Here is a 17780-nt window from a genome sequence, read left to right as displayed (position 1 = left end):
CAGTGTTGTGATGCCGCTTTCGCTGTAGGGGTCAATGCCTTCGTCGAATGTGCCGTTGCCGTTGGCGTCCAGGAATCCGCTGGCGAACACATCGATCTCATAGACACCCGGTTGGGTGAACGCCCAGTTGTAGTGACCATGGCTGCCCGACGGCGTAAACAAGCTGTCCGAATCGTCGATTCCATCGCTCGAAGCCATCCAAACCGTGGGTTCGGTCAGGCCCGATGAGTATAGACTGAACTCGCCACCTTCAGGGCCTCGCATGCCGACCAAATGCAACTCCAACCACTCCGCGGTTGCATCCACCCGCGGATCGGTGTTGGTGTAGGCCGCGAAAGCGTCACTCGGGCTGGCAGTGCTGCTGATCCCCAGATCCGGCACCGTCGGCGGTACATCCGTTTGCGGCAGCAAGTAGATGTCGCTGCCGGCCGTCGCTCCCAAGAAATCAAACTCACTCCCCGCAGGGGCCATGACGACGCTGTCCGGTCCACCGACGATCAACACCTCATCGGCATCCAAGTCGGAGCCCGGTGCCTGGAAACTCCAATGATTGTCGCCGTAGAGAATGCCGATGTCGGCGTGTCCCTCGGTGAAGTAATTGTCGATTTGCCGAGCCGGGCGACGTTGCAGCGTGTAGACCTCACCCCCGAGGATCGGTGTGGCCAACCCGTTGCCTTCGGTGTCGACGATGCCATCGGCACTGTTGGTTAAGCCCAACGTACCGCTGCCGCTGCCGGTGTCGACCGTCACGATGTACTCGGATCCCTCGCCAGTCACGTCGGTTACCGCAGCGTCTGAAATCCCGTCGGCAATGTGGACGGCAAAGTTGTCGATGGTCACGCCCGTGACCGCTTCATTGAACGTGATCGCAAACCGCATGGAACTTTGGGCCGTCGCGGCCGGGTCCAGCCGCGTGATGCTGGCGACCCGCGGGGCCGATCCATTGACCACCACGCTGCTCATGTCGGTCGCCGGCAGTGTTCGATCGACGTCGTCGCCGGTCGGACCGATCATCGTCGCACCGGCCGGAAGGATCACCGTAGCGGAAGCGAACGCGATACCGTCCAAATCCCGGTCGGCTGCATCGACGACGTATTGGAATCGCAACGTCGGTGTTCCACTGCCCGAAATGTACTCAGCGGATACCGTACGATCGCCGATTTGAAGCTGGACCTCCGGCGTGCCGGTCACATCGACTGGGATGCCAAAGTGGACATCGAAGGTGATCGCCTCGCCCTCGAAATAAATCCCATCTTCTGGGGGAACGACTTGATTCGAGAATTCTCCGGACAGGTTGAAGAACACCGAACTGATGCTGCGTATCGGCGTACCGGCCCCAGCCGCGTCGACATTGCCATCACCGTCGAAGTCTCCGGCAGCGACCGACAGGATACCGCCACCGGGAATCGCCGAGATCACCTGTCGATCGGTAAAGTTGCCGCCACCGTCGTTGGCGTACCAGGCAACCGAGCTGTCGCGAAACCCGCCACTGATTAAGTCCAAATCGCCGTCGCCGTCGATGTCGCCAATGGCTGCGGCGATAATTCCGCTGGCGTCGGCAGCGACCACGTGTTTCTCGAACGTGCCGTCTCCGCCGCTTCGGTACCAAGCCAATTCGCTCGATGCGAAGGCGGTCGAGACGAAGTCAACATTGCCGTCCGCGTCGATGTCGGCGGAATAGAGATAACGAATGCCCTCAACATCAGTCGTGAGAACAACCTCGTCGGCAAAGTTGCCTGCACCATCATTGGCAAACAACGAGATTTTGTTGGTGCCGTCGGCACTGGCGATCAAGTCGAGATCGCCGTCGCCATCTGCGTCTAGGGAGACCAAACCTCGCAAGCCATCAAAACCGGTGCCGACCACTTCGCGGACGAATGACCCGTCGCCGTTGTTTCGAAACAAGTAAACACTGCCGTCGGTGCGGTCGGTGACGGCAAAGTCGGTGTCGCCATCGCCGTCCAGATCATCGGCAACGGCGGCAATAAACAATGCACCGCTCGCAATCGTCACCGGCGACGAAAAGTTGCCCGACCCGTCGTTCAGATAATATTGAAGGGTGTCCGTGCCGACGGCCAACACATCCAGATCGCCGTCGTTATCCAGATCCAGCGGATAGGCATCAGAGACGAAATTCGCCGCCCCAGGTTCGATCACCCGCAAGTCGCCAAAGTCACCGCCACCCAAGCTCGGTGCGTAAGTGATGTCCCGATCCGAGGTCGTCACGACCAACAAATCATCTAACCCGTCACCGGTCAGGTCCGCCGCGGCCACCTGGTAGGAAAGGTTCCGGTCCGTCGCCGCAGGTTGAGACAGTGAGAATGGAACGGCACGATTCGCGGAGACCCTGATTGTCGCGGTCGCTGTGGTAAAGCCTCCCCGTTCATTGGTGACTCGGTAGATGAAACTGTCCGTACCGGTGAATTCGGTATTCGGCTCGTACGTGAATGAGCCATCCGCGTTGAGCGTCAGCATTCCGTTCGCGACGTCGGTTTCAAGAGTGGCCGTGTAGTCACCCATCGCTTCGTGCCAATCATCGTTCACCGACACATCAGCTTCGAGTGTTTCCCCCTCGTAGATCGTAAACGTGTCATCGGCAGCGCCGAGGGTATCGACGGTGAACACCATCGTCTGAAGGCCGCTTTCGTAGTAGCTATCGAGACCCTCCTCGTAGGTACCGTTCCCATTGACATCGAGGTACCCGCTCGCGAACACATCGATCTCGTAGATGCCCGGTTGCGTAAATGCGATGTTTCGGTGAAGGTGGCCGGAAATCCAGAGGGAATCCTCGCTGGAGATGCCATCGCTGGTGGTCATATAGACCCGCGGACCGGAACTTGGGGTTGACCACAACGAGAACTCACCGCCGGAGTCCGTCCGCATGTCGGCCATTTCCAACCGGATGTACGGTCGCGGCGTGCTGGACGTAATCCGTGGGTCGTCCGGGACGTAACTGGCGAACAAACCATCGGGAATGATGCCGTAACTGAAGCCCAAGAATGGTACGCCTGGCACCTGGGAACTCGGCAGGACGTAAATTGGCTCGCCTGGGTCGACACCGATGAAATCGTAGGCGGTGTCATCCGGCCGTTCTTCGATTGCATTCGTGTCGGCGTAAATGGCGATCTCGTTGCTGGCGAATCCCACACCGTCATCGCCTCTGACTGCCAACGTCAATTCGCCGTCATCCCAAACCGAATGGTAGTCGGCATGACCGTCGGTGAAGTAGTGATCCACCGGTGTCGCTTCACCACGTCGCAAGGTATAGACCTCACCACCAAAGTAGCCCCGGGCGAGCGGGAATCCGTCGTCGTTCGTGATGCTGGCATCGTCTTCGATGTTCAATGCCAATGCACCGCTGCCGGTTCCCGTGGTGACGGTCACAACGTATGTGGTCCCCGAACCTGTGACCGACTCAATCGTCGCTCCGGACAAGTCACCGGCGTTCATCACGACTTCAAAGTCGGCCGCGTCGACGTCCATCACGTCTTCTTGGAACGTGACTTCAAAGCGGACGGTATCCACATCGGTCGGTGTCGAATCCAACCGTGTGATGCCGTCGACCAACGGGCCAACTGCGTTCACAAACACACCCTCGAATAGCGTGTTGGGGAACTCAAGCACACCTTCGCCACCGACGGGATCGGTCAGCGTGCCACCGTTGAGGTCGATCATGTTGCTCGCGAGTTGCACACCGTCGAGATCGAAATCGGTGCTGCCAACTGTGTAGCGGAATGTCAGGAACGGCGTCCCCGAGCCACTGAGGTAATCCGCGAAGACCGTATTGTCCCCCACTTGCAACTCAACACGCGGTGTGCCGGTCACTTCGATCGGAAAGCCGAAGTAAACTTGCAGATCGATCGGATCACCTTCGACACGCGTTCGCGCTTCCGGTGGCAACAAGACCATCGGGTCTTCTTCGGTCTTGTTCAGGAGGACGCCAATCGGTCCCGAGCGAGTTTCGGAGGTGCTGCTAGCAATGATGAGGTCTGGGTAGGTGTCGTTGTCGAGATCGGCGACCTGAAAACCGCCCTGGGCGGATTCCTGCGTGATGAGAATCGGTGCTCCGAACTCGCCGGCTCCCAAGTTTGGTGCCCAGCTCACACGGTAGCCGTTGCCAAAATACGAATAACTCACGATATCCGGGACGTCGTCGCCGTTCATGTCCGTCGCAAGGTTATGTTGCGAGTACAAGTGACCTGCCATAATCGGGACCCGCTCGCCAAAACTTCCGTCGTCTAGCTGCGGGTAGTAGCCGAGATGACCTTCAGCCGCCCGATCGTAAACGAGCAGATCCTTCAGACCATCGCCGTTCAAATCGACGACCTGATGGATCTCCGGAGCAGCTTCCGAGTCCACATCTTGAGCGGCCCCGAATGTTCCGTCACCGTTGCCTGGAAAAATCTGCAGATAGTTGGTGCTCGTAAACGTATTCAAATCAAAGACGCTGCCGGTCGAGACAATGTCCAAGTTCCCATCACCGTCTATGTCTTCGATGACAATGTCGCCGTAGTAGTCCGCAAAGATCGATTTCTCTCCGAGCGACCCGTCCGGTTGCTGTAGGGCGTACGCTTTCTCCGCCATAATAGTTCGGGTTTCGAAATCAAAGCGATACGCACCGTACGCCACGTCGGCGAGACCATCGTTGTCGAGGTCGCCGGTGGCGGTCCAGAACCCTTGGACCAGACCGCCAATCAACACTTCCCGAGTGAAATTCGCATCACCGTCGTTGCGGTAGAGCGTGATTGCTCCTTCGTCCGCTGTACCATCTAACGTCGCTTGTGTGTACTCGTAAGCGATGAAATCGGCATCACCGTCGTTGTCGTAATCAACAACGCTCAAGGAGGAGACTCTCGTATCCAACCCGGCGTTCAAGACTTGACCTGCTTGGAAAGTGCCATCACCATTACCTTCCAAAAATGCCAGATCGTTGAACGTGTTACCTGCCATGATCAAATCGACGTTGCCATCACCATTGAAGTCGCCGGTGGCTTGGTTCGACGAGTACGAAACGATCTCGTCACCGTAGTACTCCGGCAAACCAAACGGCACGAGCTGATTGGCGGTCGCGGTGAATTCGAATGTGTCGGTTGCTTCCAAACCATCCCCGTCGATGACAGTGACGGTAATTGTCGTGGTCCCAACTTGGTCCGCGGCTGGTGTCACCATGATCGTTCGGTCTGTGCCGCTGCCACCGAGCACGATGTTGCCGATCGGAACAATCGTCTCGTCTGACGAGATCACCATCACGTCGAGATCGTTGGCCGGGGTCTCGGCATCATCAATCGTAAAAGCAATGGCGTCGCTCGATGTATTTTCCACGACGAACTGGTTCGAGATGTCGGAGATCACAGGCGTCAGAAGGACTCTTGACTCCATCGCCTCAACGACTGAACGATATTCAGCGCGTCGCCGATCTCGACCTTTCGACTGGCTTGATCGACGAGTCATGGGAATGCGTCGCAGGCCACGCAAGAATTCTTTGAAACCGTTCACCATCTTGAGGGTTCCTAATTGTGCTTGGTCAGTGTTAGAAAGAGTTATTGAACAGACAAAGCCGTTAAACGGACGGCTTGAACACACTTTTGGTAATTAGCGTTTTCATGGCATCCAGCCAGTAAGTCGCATCAACCCGGTTTCTAGTCACTCATTTCGGGACAAGATTGCTTCGCCTCCCCTTTCGCCGACAGATCAACAGTCGACGTGGTGGCGATATCATCACCGTGGAATCAATTGGACTGACTACCCATTCAGAATCCGGCTCCTACCCGAAATAGTCTTCGCCCTGAACCCGTTACAGAGGAACTAGCAATGGCGATGACTGACTAGGGCGTGCAACTCAGATCACTGAGTCTCAGTGCCGCGTTGTCACAATCTCCATCCAGGGATTCGTCTAACAGATCGCTTGTGTTGTTGTTTTCAAAACAACGGCGCGAACGTATCGATCCAGGTGTCTCTTAGTTTCGACATCGCACACGATGCGATCGGAGAGTGCCCCCTTGGGGTTTCTTAGAGTTGCTGATTGATAAGCCTCGTTTGTTTCAAGTCGTTCACAAATTCTCTTCGCGGCTCCCCTTCAGACTCCAATTGGTCGGACGGAAGTATAGCGGCCGGTAGCGCAACCCAAAAAACGTGACCACAACATGCAAATCAACATCGCCTAGTGGTTGACAACAACTTTGAAACTTCGGTGTCGGTGATAACTTGTTGGAGATTCCGGCGGTGACATTTTCCTCGTGATAACGCCTCTCATTGACATGAGCCACATTGAACATGCACAACGCGTACACATGAGCTTTGTGCTACAAGGCACAAAAGCTGCACTTACAAATTGGATATACATGCACTTGTATTGCTTTTGTGCAGTCTGGGTACCTTTGGTCTTTTAGTCAAGCAAGTGGCAAAGAATTTTCCGTGAAAACTGGTTGCTCAGCTTCGCTAATAGCCTAATGACAAGCGAGCCCTGCAACCGTTTGGCGACCGGACACTCTTCGAACCTATGGCATGGATCGTAGCAAGCGGCAATGATGAGATAGCTGTTTTCGCCTGGAATTCGTGCAATCCGAGATCGACTCGTTCCACCGCCATGCCCTGATTGTGCCTACACCGCGGCCTACCGTTTGTCGGCTGCGGTTTCTAAAGAGCATCGTCTTCTTTGAGGGGAACCAATCGATGGCTAGTCGTCGCATGCCGGAACTCGGCTGCAGTGGCGAGACGGCTCGCATTCTGTTTCGTTGGCTGGGAATCGAGCCCCATGTTCGCAAGTAAGGCGAAGACCATGGCAGCGGCCTGGGCAAAGTCCGTTGGGTCGTCGAACGCACGTTCGCTTGGCTCAAGGGTCTGCGAAGACTCCGCATCCGCTACGACCGAGACGGCACAATCATCGACGCTTGGGATACTCTGGCCATGACCGTCATCTGCTATCAAGACATCCAACCTGCAACACAACCAATCAAAACCTAGTTTTCTGTTCGCCTTTGAGTTCAAAGGTTACCTACTCAAACGCCTTACAATGACTGTCTGAATTGGCAAAAGTCGAGCTAAGGACCGACGTGTTGTAGAAATGTCTTGAAATCTCAGAACCTATAAAAACATAGGTCTACGAAACATAGTCCAAGTGTTCTAAAAAGCAGTTTGGACCACGAAACCAAAGGCAGCTTGATTGTCGAATGCGTTTTTACACGAAGGCAATCCTGTTTTGACCAGTGGATGGGTTCCAGAAGAATAGCTCATTGATGTTGGGACTACTGAAGACGTCTTCGGTCAGGCGGACAACGCGATCGAATTCGCTGTTGATCGACGTACGGCTAATGACATCATCAATGATGACTGGCGGACTGTTGAACGTGGGATCGGTTATCGTCCCGCTTGATAGGTGGAAACAATCAAGCGGGATTGGATTTGCGTCAATAGCTCCGGAAAGCTCGGTGTATGAACACTATGCATGACCGCTGACTTATTGGTCGGCAGAAGAGAGAGTCACTCTGATTCTCAATCAGAGCCTGCTTGAAAGGAACCGAAGTCAGGCAGCCATCCGTTCTGTCGGGGCAAACTACTGAACGCAACATCTTATTACGGAATAATTTGCCAGCGGTAGGGTACGTTGTGAACAACGATTGGATTGTGGCTTTTCCGCAACTTTGATACTGCTGGCGAAGTGGTCGACGCCGTCAGGGACTATGCCTATTGTTCCAGAGTGTCTCTCTTCCTGACTTGTTGATATCAGTCATGTCGCTTCATCCGCAATCGATCGCGCCGATCCCAGAACAAACTGTTCGCGTCGCCGAGATCTCAATCAATTTTGATTCCAATCACGCACCAAGCTTCAAGCTGTCATTGCCGTCACGACATGGCTCCGTTCGGTTCGGTAAATGCAAGGCGGTTGGCACCGGTGTCGGGTTCCCAGAAGAACAACGCATTCAACGCAGTCATGTCGTCCGGTTCGTTCGTCAAGGGAGTGACGACTTGGAAGGCGTTGCCGTTTATGAACGATCGCGGAATCGGATCAATCACAAAGTCGAAGTCCGCCTCGGATGAATCGTCGTTGACCGCCAACCGATTCCGACCGGTCTCCGGATCCCAGAAGAACAGGTCGCTTTGTCCGTCCAGGTTGAAGTCTCCAACGGCGATCTCGGTGAACGCGTTGCCGTTGATCGCGGCTGGAGGCAACACGTTGGTCGTGGCACTCTCGAATTCCGTGGTGTCGCTAGGAACGCCCGGTTGCAGGAAGATCATGCGGTTGCGTCCCGAGACCGGGTCGCTGAAAAACAACTCTTCGGTGCCGCCGACGCGGAACTGGCCGACTTGCACATCCGAGAACTCCCCATTGATTTGGACCATGGGAATCGGTTCGGTCTGAACGTTGTCAAATTGGCTGTCTGTCCCAGGAACGACGACATCCAAATGAGCCAAGCGGTTGGTTCCCGGTCCCGGTTGCCAGAAGAACAAGTCATCCGTGCCGCCGCCGTCGAGGTTCCCCGCGACAAGACGCGAGAACATGTTGCCATTGATGGCCGCTCGCGGAACGATGTCGGTCTCGACATTGGCGACTTCAACCCCGCCTGACGAACCGGCTTGAAGATGCAACAAACGGTTCCGACCGGTCTCCGGATCCCAGAAGAACAAGTCGTCTCCGCCGCCACCGTCGAAGTTGCCAGCGACGAATTCTCGGAAGTTTCCATTGATCGCTGCGGTCGGCACCGGATTTTGAATCACGCTGCCATCACCGAGCACGACTACATTACGACCATCGATCGGACTCCAGAAGAACAGATCGTCCTGCTGAGCCAGATCGGATTGACTGTCATCAAAATCACCCGAGAGCACTTGGCTGAAGAAGTCATCGATTTCATCGGGGGTGATCGATTGAGACTCCCGTTCGCCCAAGATATCCGCTTCGGGGGTTGGTTCGGCGGTGGAACGAATTTCGACGACAAAATCGTTGCCGTCACCACCTTGGTAAGTGGCCGTCGCGGTGAGATCGCTCGACAATCCCAACTCTGAAGAAACATTCGCCCCTTCGGAGACGTTGCTGAACTGGCCATTGAACGAATCGTCGTCATCGTTGGCAATCAACACGTAGTCGTCACCGGCCTCGATTTCCGAAGAACCGAGATTCTCAAGATCGAGTGTCACGTTGTTTTCGATCGTAACCGTTCCGGTGACGTTCAACTGATCGTAATCGTCGCCCGCTTCGGCTCCGTTAGGGTTGTCGTCCTGGACTTCGGCGGTGTAAGTCGAGCCGCTTTGGATCGTCAGGTTATCGTAATTGCCGATCCCTGGGCTGCTACCGGGTGACAGGTTGCCGCTGACTGCGGTGCCGCTGCCTTTGGTCGTCGTGACATTCACGTCGTTGGCGGCGTCGAGAGTAATATTGCTATCGGCACCGGGTGAGCCGTTGGAAGCCGAACCGCCGACGGCACAGATCGTCATTCCGATAATCGAATCGTTCTCGCTAGTGACGGTCGTGGTGCTGGCATCTCCGCCGTCGCCGGAAGTGGAATCGCCACCGTTGCTAATCAGCGTGTCGAATTCGACGGTTTGACTCGCTCGGACGTTGACGGAACCGCCTGATCCGCCGGCGCCGCTGCCCTGTCCACCGGCAGCCGTTCCGGTGCCCATCGTGATCGGTCCCGCGGCGCTGTCGATGTTTAACGATCCGCCGGTACCACCGGTCGCCGCGCTGGCCCCATCCGAGACGGTGCCGGCATCTCCGCCGGACGCATCGAAGGTTGCAGCGGTCGAGTTGGTGATTCCCGCGTCGGCTCGTAGTTGAAGTGTTGCTCCGGTACCGCCGGTGCCAGCTCCCTGACTTCCGCCGCTACCGTTTTGTCCGTCGCCGCCCGCCGTCGAAGCGGTGTCCGTCACGGTCAGGGTTCCCTCAACGGCATCGACGGTCAGTGAACCGGCGGCTCCACCGGATCCGCCAGAGAACGAACCGCCACCCGAACCTTGACCGCCGTCCCCTCCCGCTGCGGCGACCGTCGCGATCGAAATGTCACCCGCCTGAGCGGTGACCGACAGGCTTCCTGCGTTCCCGCCGTCACCTGCGGTGGCCCCGGTTCCGCTTTCCGTGTCACCACCTTGACCGCCACTTGCGGAGATTTCACCGGTCGATTCAATGGCCAGCATGTCGCTGGCATCTGCGGTGATCGTGATCGAGCCGGCGTTGCCGCCCGAACCGGCTGGGAATCCCATGCCACCGGCTCCACCGTCCGCCAGGAACGATTCGCCCGTGATGCGGTCGTCGGTGGTGATTTTCAGCGTCGCTCCCGACCCGCCGTTGCCGCCGGTTCCTTCCGGACTCATCCCACCGTTGCCGCCGGTCGACGAAAGCGTCATGACGTTGACCATTCCGCCCGCGGAAATGTTGACGGAGTTCGCGTTTCCGCCGCTGCCTCCGCTGCCGGTTCCGTCGGCTGTTCCACCGCTTCCGCCGTTCGCCATCGCCATTCCAATTGTCACGCCGGAGTTGTTCGCCGTGACGCCAATCCCGCCGGCATTCCCGCCGTCGCCGCCGGAACCACCCATTGCGGCTCCATCGCCACCGTCTCCGCCGTCTCCGGTAATTGTTTGAATGTCGATGGACATGCCGGAATCTGCCGTCGATTTGATGGTCACAGAGCCCGCATTTCCGCCGCTGCCCCCAGGCATGCCTTCCGCTCCATCGCCACCGGCGACCGTGACCTGCATACCTTCGATCAGGCTATCGGCGGTTGTTTTGACAGTAGCACCCGAACCGCCACTTCCGCCGGCACCGGTCTGCGATGCACCACCGTCACCACCGGTGGCCGCGGCTGTTCCGAACGCCATTCCACCGGAGTTGGTCGCGAGGTTGACCGTCCCTGCGTTTCCACCGTCTCCGCCGGTGCCGTCCGATGCCTGACCGCCATTTCCGCCGCTAGCGCTGACGGTATCGGTCACGTTGAGGGCCATGTCGGACGACCCGGAGATCGTCAATTTGACCGAACCGGCATTGCCTCCGTCACCACCAGTCGTTCCGTCACCGGCGTCACCACCATCAGATCGGGCGGTCTCGATCGTGGCCGAATTCGCTTTGACGGTCAAGCTTCCTCCGGAACCGCCCCCGCCACCGGTATTGGTGTCGGACATGCCGCCGATTCCACCGCTCACCAGAAGCATTCCCAACATCGCGGTTCCGTCGTTTGCAGAGAGATTGAGCGTGGCTCCGTTCCCGCCACTTCCACCGCTCCCGTCTGTTGCCATTCCACCATTGCCGCCGGATGCAGACGTAATGCCGGACATGACGAGGGCTTCTGTCGTCGCTGCGGACGCATTGGCTTTGATCGAACCTGCATTTCCACCGTCGCCGCCGACAGTCCCGTTGCCACCATCACCGCCATCCGCACGAACGTCGGTGGTCTCGATTTCGCTCGCGTCGAGCGTGACGGTTCCACCGGATGCACCACTTCCGCCAGCATCGCTGCCAGACATTCCTCCGGTTCCGCCGGAGGCTTCGACGGTGTTGACGACAAGACTTCCATCACCGGCCGTCAGGGTGATCGTGCCGGAATTTCCGCCATCACCGGCAGCCAATCCCGATCCGTTTCCACCGTCTCCACCCGAGGTGCTTGTCGTACCCGTCAATTCCAAAGCGGGGTCGGCCATCGCAGTTGCGGTGATCTTGACCGATCCGGCGTTTCCACCGTCTCCACCTTGGTTGCCGTCGCCGGAAGTTCCGCCATCGGCGATGGCTCCGATTCCGCTGGCTTGCTCCACGTTGACCGTAATCCCAGCACCACTACCGCCCGCTCCGCCGTTGCCACCCATGTCCGCGGTTCCGCCGTCGCCCCCACTTGCCACAAGTGATTGGAACATGGCCGTGCCGTCATTCGCCGTGACGGACAGCGTCCCGGCATTTCCACCGGTTCCAGCATCGGCAGTGCTGCCGTTCCCGCCATCACCACCGGTCGTGGAGACGTCACCGGAGAGTTGAATCGCTTGATCAGTGTCAGCGGACGCCGTTAACGAAGCCGACCCGGCGTTGCCGCCGTCTCCCCCGGCTTCACCGCTTCCTGCTGCACCGCCGTTCGCCGAGACGGAATTTCCGTCAATCCGAGCAGCACTGACTTCGATGGTCGCCCCCGCGGAACCGTCGGCTCCGTTGCCGCCATTGGTCGCGGCTCCGCCATCGCCACCGTTCGCCAACAACATGCCGAAGTTAGCCGTGCCGTTGTTGGCGGTGAGAGTCAAGGACCCGGCGTTGCCCGCTCCGCCGCCGGCCGCCGTCGTTCCCATTCCGCCGTCGCCGCCGGAGGTATCCACGGTTCCCGAAAGATCGATTGCCATCACTGTGCTGGCGGTTGCCGTCAACTTCGCCGAACCCGCATTGCCGCCGTCTCCGCCTTGGCTGCCGTCTCCCCCGGTTCCACCGATTGCAAACACGTCTTGACCGCTGATCGCGTCGGCATCGACTGTAATCGCCGCCCCCGCACCGCCGGCTCCACCCAAACCGGTTCCGTTGGAACTGCCTGCATCGCCACCGTCGGCGTTGAGACTCGTGAATTCTGCGTTGGCACTGTTGGCTGTAATCGTGACGGAACCGGCACTCCCGCCGGAACCACCGTTGCCGTCCGCACCGGTGCCTTGTCCGCCGTTGCCTGCGGTTGCGGAGACCGTTTCCAAATCGACGGCCAGTCCCATTCCGCTCGCTTCCAGAGAAACCGCTCCCGCGTTGCCACCGTCGCCACCGGGATTTCCGTCGCCGCCGCTTCCGCCATCGACGACGAGCGTCGTTCCTACGACCGTTTCCGCAGCCGTGACGGTGATCGTCGCACCGGATCCGCCGGAGCCGCCAATCGCGGTTTGCGGAGTCATCATGAGATCATCGCCGCCGACGCCACCTGCTGCCGAGAGGGTGTCGTAGGTCACGCGGTCGGCGGAAATCGACATCGTACTGGCGTTACCACCAGAGCCGGCGGTCGTCTGTTCGGAGTCACCACCGTCGCCGCCATCCGTGCGAACGGTTCCGAGCATGGTTTCGCCGGTCGTGATCGAAATGTTCAACGACGCGCCACCGCCACCGTCACCGGCGTTCCCGGAAAGTCCCGTATGCTGCCCGCCGTCACCACCGGTCATGATGACGTTTGCCAAATCGGCGGTTCCGTCGGCCAACGTCACGCTGAGCGAGCCCGCCGAGCCTCCCGCACCCGCATTGCCTGCCGCCACGGTGCGATTGCCCCCGTCGCCACCCGTCGTTTGGAGATCTGCGACGTTCACGCCTCCGGCTGCGTTTGCGGTCAGGGTGACGGTTGCACCGTTGCCGCCGTTGCCTGCCGCTCGGGACGAACCGATATCGAAGGAATCGTTGCCGCCCTTCCCGCCCGCTGCCAGGACCGTGCCCAATGTGATCGCGTTGCCCATACCGTCGTTGCCATTGGCGGAGACGGTAATCGGAGCGGCGTTTTGCCCATCAGTCGCGGCTAACGGACTACCTCCACCGCTGCCGTCATTGCCATCGGCTCCAGACGTGTCGATCGTTCCCATCAGATCGACGAAAGTCCCGGCCGTGATCGAAACGCTCCCCGAGCTGCCACCGGGATTTGTCGTTTCGATGGTAGTCGATCCCGTCACCGAAGCGTCTGCTGTTAGATTGACCGTGGCTCCGTCGGTCCGAATTTCGGATCCGTTTTGCAGATTGAGATTGCGTCCAGCATTGAGCGTGATCCCATCCGGCCCCATGTTCAGGACGACGCTCGCTTGGAGTGTGATGTCCCGTGAGGCGGCTAGCGTGACCGAACCGTTCACGTTCTCGATGGCGTCATCGGAAATCGTAAAGTCTTCCCCACTCGCGCCATCACCGGCTCCCACCGAACCGTCTGAGACTTCGCCGTCATTGGCAGCTGGAGCGGCATCCACGATGATGATGTCTCGCGGATCGAGCAACAACGAGCCAGCCGATCCTGCGGTGCCGTGCAGATCGACGGTTCCTCGGAACGCGAGTTGTTCGGCTCCACTGACTTCCACTTGTCCGCCTTGTTCGCCGCGGACGGAAATCGAACCGGCGTACTCTGTCGCGTCATCGGCCCAAACGACGACTGTTCCTCCGGTCCCTTCGGAAAGGGCATCTGCGGAGAGGGTCGCGGTTGCGGAGACGGTGGTCGTCGCGGCATTCATCACGAACGGATCTCGTCCCTGCCAACCGCCACCAACGAGAATCGTTCCACCGCCAAGGTCACCATCAGCGGAGATCGCCGCCCCATCGGTTAACGTGACTTGCTCGCCGGTCAGGTGAATTGTCCCGCCCAGACCATCAGCCGATGAGACATCGACAACTCCGCTGACACGCAACTTGCGATCACCTTGTAGTTGCACGACACCACCATTCGACCGAACGGCCCCGGCCATCAAGACCGATTCTCCGTCAACCTGAAATTCGGCGACCGTCAATGTCGAGGTTTCGGAAACGTGAACGTCGCCTACACCTTCGGCTTCAAATCCCCCGGTGAGAAACGTGAAATCGGCCGATTCCAAATTCAAATGCGGATCGACATTCTCGTCTGTATCGCCATCAAGAATCCGTACCGCTGAGACATTGAGCGTCGACTTGCCCAGTTCGAGGACGTTCGTACCCGCTCCCAGAACTTGTGAGCTGTCGGTTCCAAACCACACCCCCTCGGCAAGCTCGAACTCATACGAATCGTCGGTTTCTCGAACCGTCAGCGATTCTTCGGCATCCTCCTGGAAACTGTGAAGCGATAGTTCCCCGCCCAGCAGCGAAAACTCCGCGCTTAACAGAGTTCGATCTTCCAGCACCTCTGCCGACAACCCAACTCCGGCCTCCATCCGAGGACGACGCGTCTCCGAATATGAAGCTGCTCGGAATTGTTCGAAAAGGCGACGACCCGCATTTGCGGCATGCCGCACCACTTTTTTCAGGCCATCGACCGGCAATGCGGCTCGTGTGCGAAACAGTTCCTTCGCTTGAGCAGCCACGCGGGTTGTTCTGTCTCGATGCGTGCATTTCATCAAATAGCGAGAAATTGCCCGCTCGGACACCTTGACCGAATTCCGAGTCACTCCTGCTGATACCGTCTCTGGCTTGTCTCGCATCATTCATCCTTTTCAATCAGACTAACTGTAGAGTCATTGCGGTTTTGCTCTCACCCAACAGTCCAGTCGAAAGAAAGATGTCAGCGAGTCCGCTACGTATCAGCTTAGATGCAAAAATCGATGGCTTGCACGGGAAAAACTGGCAAGTTGGGCAAGGGGTTTCCCCGGCCCAAGCAAAACGACGATCGGCTACCTTGACATCGAAGGGCCGGATGGTCAGAAGATCGTCGTTCCTATTCCTGAGACGACATCAATCGTTACACGGATGTGCGAACGGTACGTGACTGAAAATTTCTCACTTGCAGAAATCGTCCGCTTGGCAATAGAAGAGCGACTGCCGCTGCAACGTGAAGGGAACCTGCGAGCTGTCGTTAAGTACGCGTTGAAGAACTCATTCTGTTAGGGGGACTTCAAGTGGAAACGGAAGATCGACCTGGCGTACACACACCTGGCGACCTCAGAGGCCTGCGTTACCGTGCGATCCACGGCAATTCAAGTCGGCATAACGGCCCCAAAGACAGCATTTCAGCATGGCCGATGAATCCAGACGCGTTTCTGGCTTCGCTATCCGTAAAGTGCAGAACGCTTGACTTCCCAAGCAGCCTATGGTCCACTGTTGAACAGTTCCGGCCATTCGGGAGGGGCTGGACCATGAACACAGTAACGCCCCAACGCACGCACCTCGGTCTGTTCTGCGATCGGCCATTTCCACGACTTTACGACCCCGTGATCGAGGTTCCGCGGGTCAAACACTACAGCCGCCGAATGGAACAAGCTTACGTTGACTGGATTTGCCGCCGTCATCACTGGCATGAGTCGTCGGTTTCCAAGGCAATTCGCACCGCAGCCCGCCAGAGCGATATCACGAAACGCGTCACAGCTCACACGTTCCGTCATTCGTTTGCCACGCATCTGATCGAGGCGGGCTACGACATACGAACGGTGCAGGAACTCCTTGGGCACAAGGATGTTAGAACGACAATGATCTATACCCATGTTTTAAACCGTGATGGCCGTGGCGTTCGCAGCCCTGCAGATTTCGATTGTTTCCATTCCTAATAACGTGCGCATGTTGTTAGGAATCATTCTTGATAAACACTAGTTCGTCGGACAAGCATATTCCCCATCTGACATGCACTGGATCGAACCCCACATTCAGAAAGCCATCGACCTGTGCGACCAAGACTGGTGCGTAACCCTACAGTCCTGCGCCGATCCTGCGCATTACGTACAGTTCACCTTCGAGCATATCAACATGGCGTACCCGCGTACCGGAGATCCAAAGCAGATTGTCGATTCGCTGCCGACGGTCGAGTACGTAGACGTAAATTCGTATGAGCCGGATGGATACTTGACCATGAATCACGGGGCGGTAGACGTTCCCGGAATCGCAAAATTTGTCGCCGAATACATGGACCGTGTCCTAAACTCCGCAGACGAATCAAATTGGTTGGTTTCCGAAGAGGCTCTTTGACTACGCACAAGGAACCGACGAACCATGGGATGCAACGGAGCGGCGGTGGTGCGGTTTTTGGTGAGCTCCATGTTGTTCGCCGCCGCCCGCTGATCCCTGCCGTTATCCGGTCACATTTGGAATCCTGAGCCCAACAATGAAGAGTCAGACGTATTTCATTCTTCTGATTGCGAGCGTCGTCACGCTGTTTTTGTCAGTCTTTCCCCCGTATCGTGTGGTCGGATGGGGACTGAATGGATCAGACGTTGTGCCGTACGAGATTGACGGAGGTCGTGGTTTTTTCCTGACGGGGCCCAAAGAATCCGCAATGAAGAGTTATCAAGACAGAGGAACAGGGTACAGGTGGGCAATTATCGATGCGGGGCAACTACTGGTAGAACTCGCCATCGTCTCATCACTCGCATGTCTCCTTTTCGCTTTGACCGCCCCGAAAATTCGAGAAGAAGGTATGTCGAACCAGTAGCATGAAGACTGAAGCAATCACTCGGATAACCATCGGTTGCACCGGAGCCCTCGTCGGGCGTCGCTTCTGTAATCCACGTTAACTCCTCGTGCCCGGTGATTGCGGGCGTTCTGCACCGAAAGGACCATCAATGAGCTGGGACGTTTCCGTCATGAAGTTTTCCCAGCCGTATGCCTCGGTTGAAGATATCCCCGATGATGAAACTACAAGCCCGATCGGAACACTGTCGCATGTCCATGCTGCCGTAACGAGGCATTTCCCCGGAACTGACTGGAATAATGCTGCTTGGGGAATTTTTGACTCCCCACTTGGTTCAATTGAATTCAATCTCGGGAAGGATGATCCGGCTACAAGCATGATGCTTCACGTTCGCGCTTCAAATGAAATCGTTCAACCAATCGTCGCGTTGTGCCGTGAAGAAGGCTGGACAGCACTCGATTGCAGCACTGGCGAATTCCTCGAATCTACAGAAGACCCAACCGCCGGGATCGATGGCTGGCGCGAGTATCGCGACCGTGCAATTGGCGAATCGGCTCCGGACGAATAAAGAAGGTGCAGAACCAAGCGTTGCACGCCGAGCCGCCGACGGCGCGTTTCCTGAATTCAACGTCACTCGCGGCGGCCGGGTGAACGCAGTCGTTAGGCCCTCACCAATGGTTGGTCTCAAGGTCACGATCAACGACGGCGAGTCTGTCACTGGCGGTACTGAAGACCTAGGCGTCCTGACTGCTTCGGTCTCTGCATCTGGCATACTCGGTAACGAGTCGGATC

5 protein-coding genes and 1 pseudogene are annotated in these 17780 nt (G+C 57.5%); 4 read left to right on the top strand and 2 right to left on the bottom strand.

Going from position 1 to position 17780, the window contains the following annotated elements; translation table 11 throughout:
• Positions 1-5499: FG-GAP-like repeat-containing protein (locus tag G6R38_RS27720; RefSeq protein ID WP_166832131.1), on the bottom strand; the 5499-nt coding region annotated here is incomplete at its 3' end.
• A gap of 1275 nt (positions 5500-6774) precedes the next feature.
• Between G6R38_RS27720 and G6R38_RS28220 the strand changes: the two are divergent.
• A pseudogene (locus tag G6R38_RS28220) lies at positions 6775-6865 on the top strand (transposase); the annotation flags it as partial.
• Positions 6866-7842: 977 nt separating this feature from the next.
• Here G6R38_RS28220 and G6R38_RS27710 read toward each other — a convergent pair.
• The gene (locus G6R38_RS27710) at positions 7843-14955 is read right to left on the bottom strand and encodes a beta strand repeat-containing protein (RefSeq protein WP_166832129.1); all 7113 of its coding nucleotides are present in this window, start codon (positions 14953-14955) and stop codon (positions 7843-7845) included.
• 768 nt (positions 14956-15723) lie between these two features.
• Here G6R38_RS27710 and G6R38_RS28315 point away from each other — a divergent pair.
• The 3 genes from G6R38_RS28315 to G6R38_RS27695 all read left to right on the top strand — a co-directional run bounded on the left by G6R38_RS28315 (position 15724) and on the right by G6R38_RS27695 (position 17556).
• Positions 15724-16131 carry a tyrosine-type recombinase/integrase gene (locus G6R38_RS28315; RefSeq protein ID WP_390881488.1) on the top strand — a complete coding sequence of 136 codons (408 nt, stop codon included), beginning with the start codon at positions 15724-15726 and terminating at the stop codon, positions 16129-16131.
• Between the two features lie 196 nt (positions 16132-16327).
• Entirely contained in the window at positions 16328-16546 is a 219-nt protein-coding gene (locus tag G6R38_RS27700; RefSeq protein WP_166832127.1) for a hypothetical protein, read from the top strand.
• Positions 16547-17139: 593 nt separating this feature from the next.
• Entirely contained in the window at positions 17140-17556 is a 417-nt protein-coding gene (locus G6R38_RS27695) for a hypothetical protein (RefSeq protein WP_166832125.1), read from the top strand.
• The last annotated feature ends 224 nt before the right edge of the window (positions 17557-17780 follow it).

This window comes from Thalassoroseus pseudoceratinae (genome assembly GCF_011634775.1).
GTDB classification, from domain to species: Bacteria; Planctomycetota; Planctomycetia; order Planctomycetales; family Planctomycetaceae; genus Thalassoroseus; species Thalassoroseus pseudoceratinae.
This window is presented reverse-complemented; position numbering and strand designations above follow the sequence as displayed.

Coding starts and splice junctions, on each gene's coding strand:
- G6R38_RS28315 (WP_390881488.1), top strand. CDS start 15,724: ATGAACACAGTAACGCCCCAACGCACGCACCTCGGTCTGTTCTGCGAT.
- G6R38_RS27700 (WP_166832127.1), top strand. CDS start 16,328: ATGGCGTACCCGCGTACCGGAGATCCAAAGCAGATTGTCGATTCGCTG.
- G6R38_RS27695 (WP_166832125.1), top strand. CDS start 17,140: ATGAGCTGGGACGTTTCCGTCATGAAGTTTTCCCAGCCGTATGCCTCG.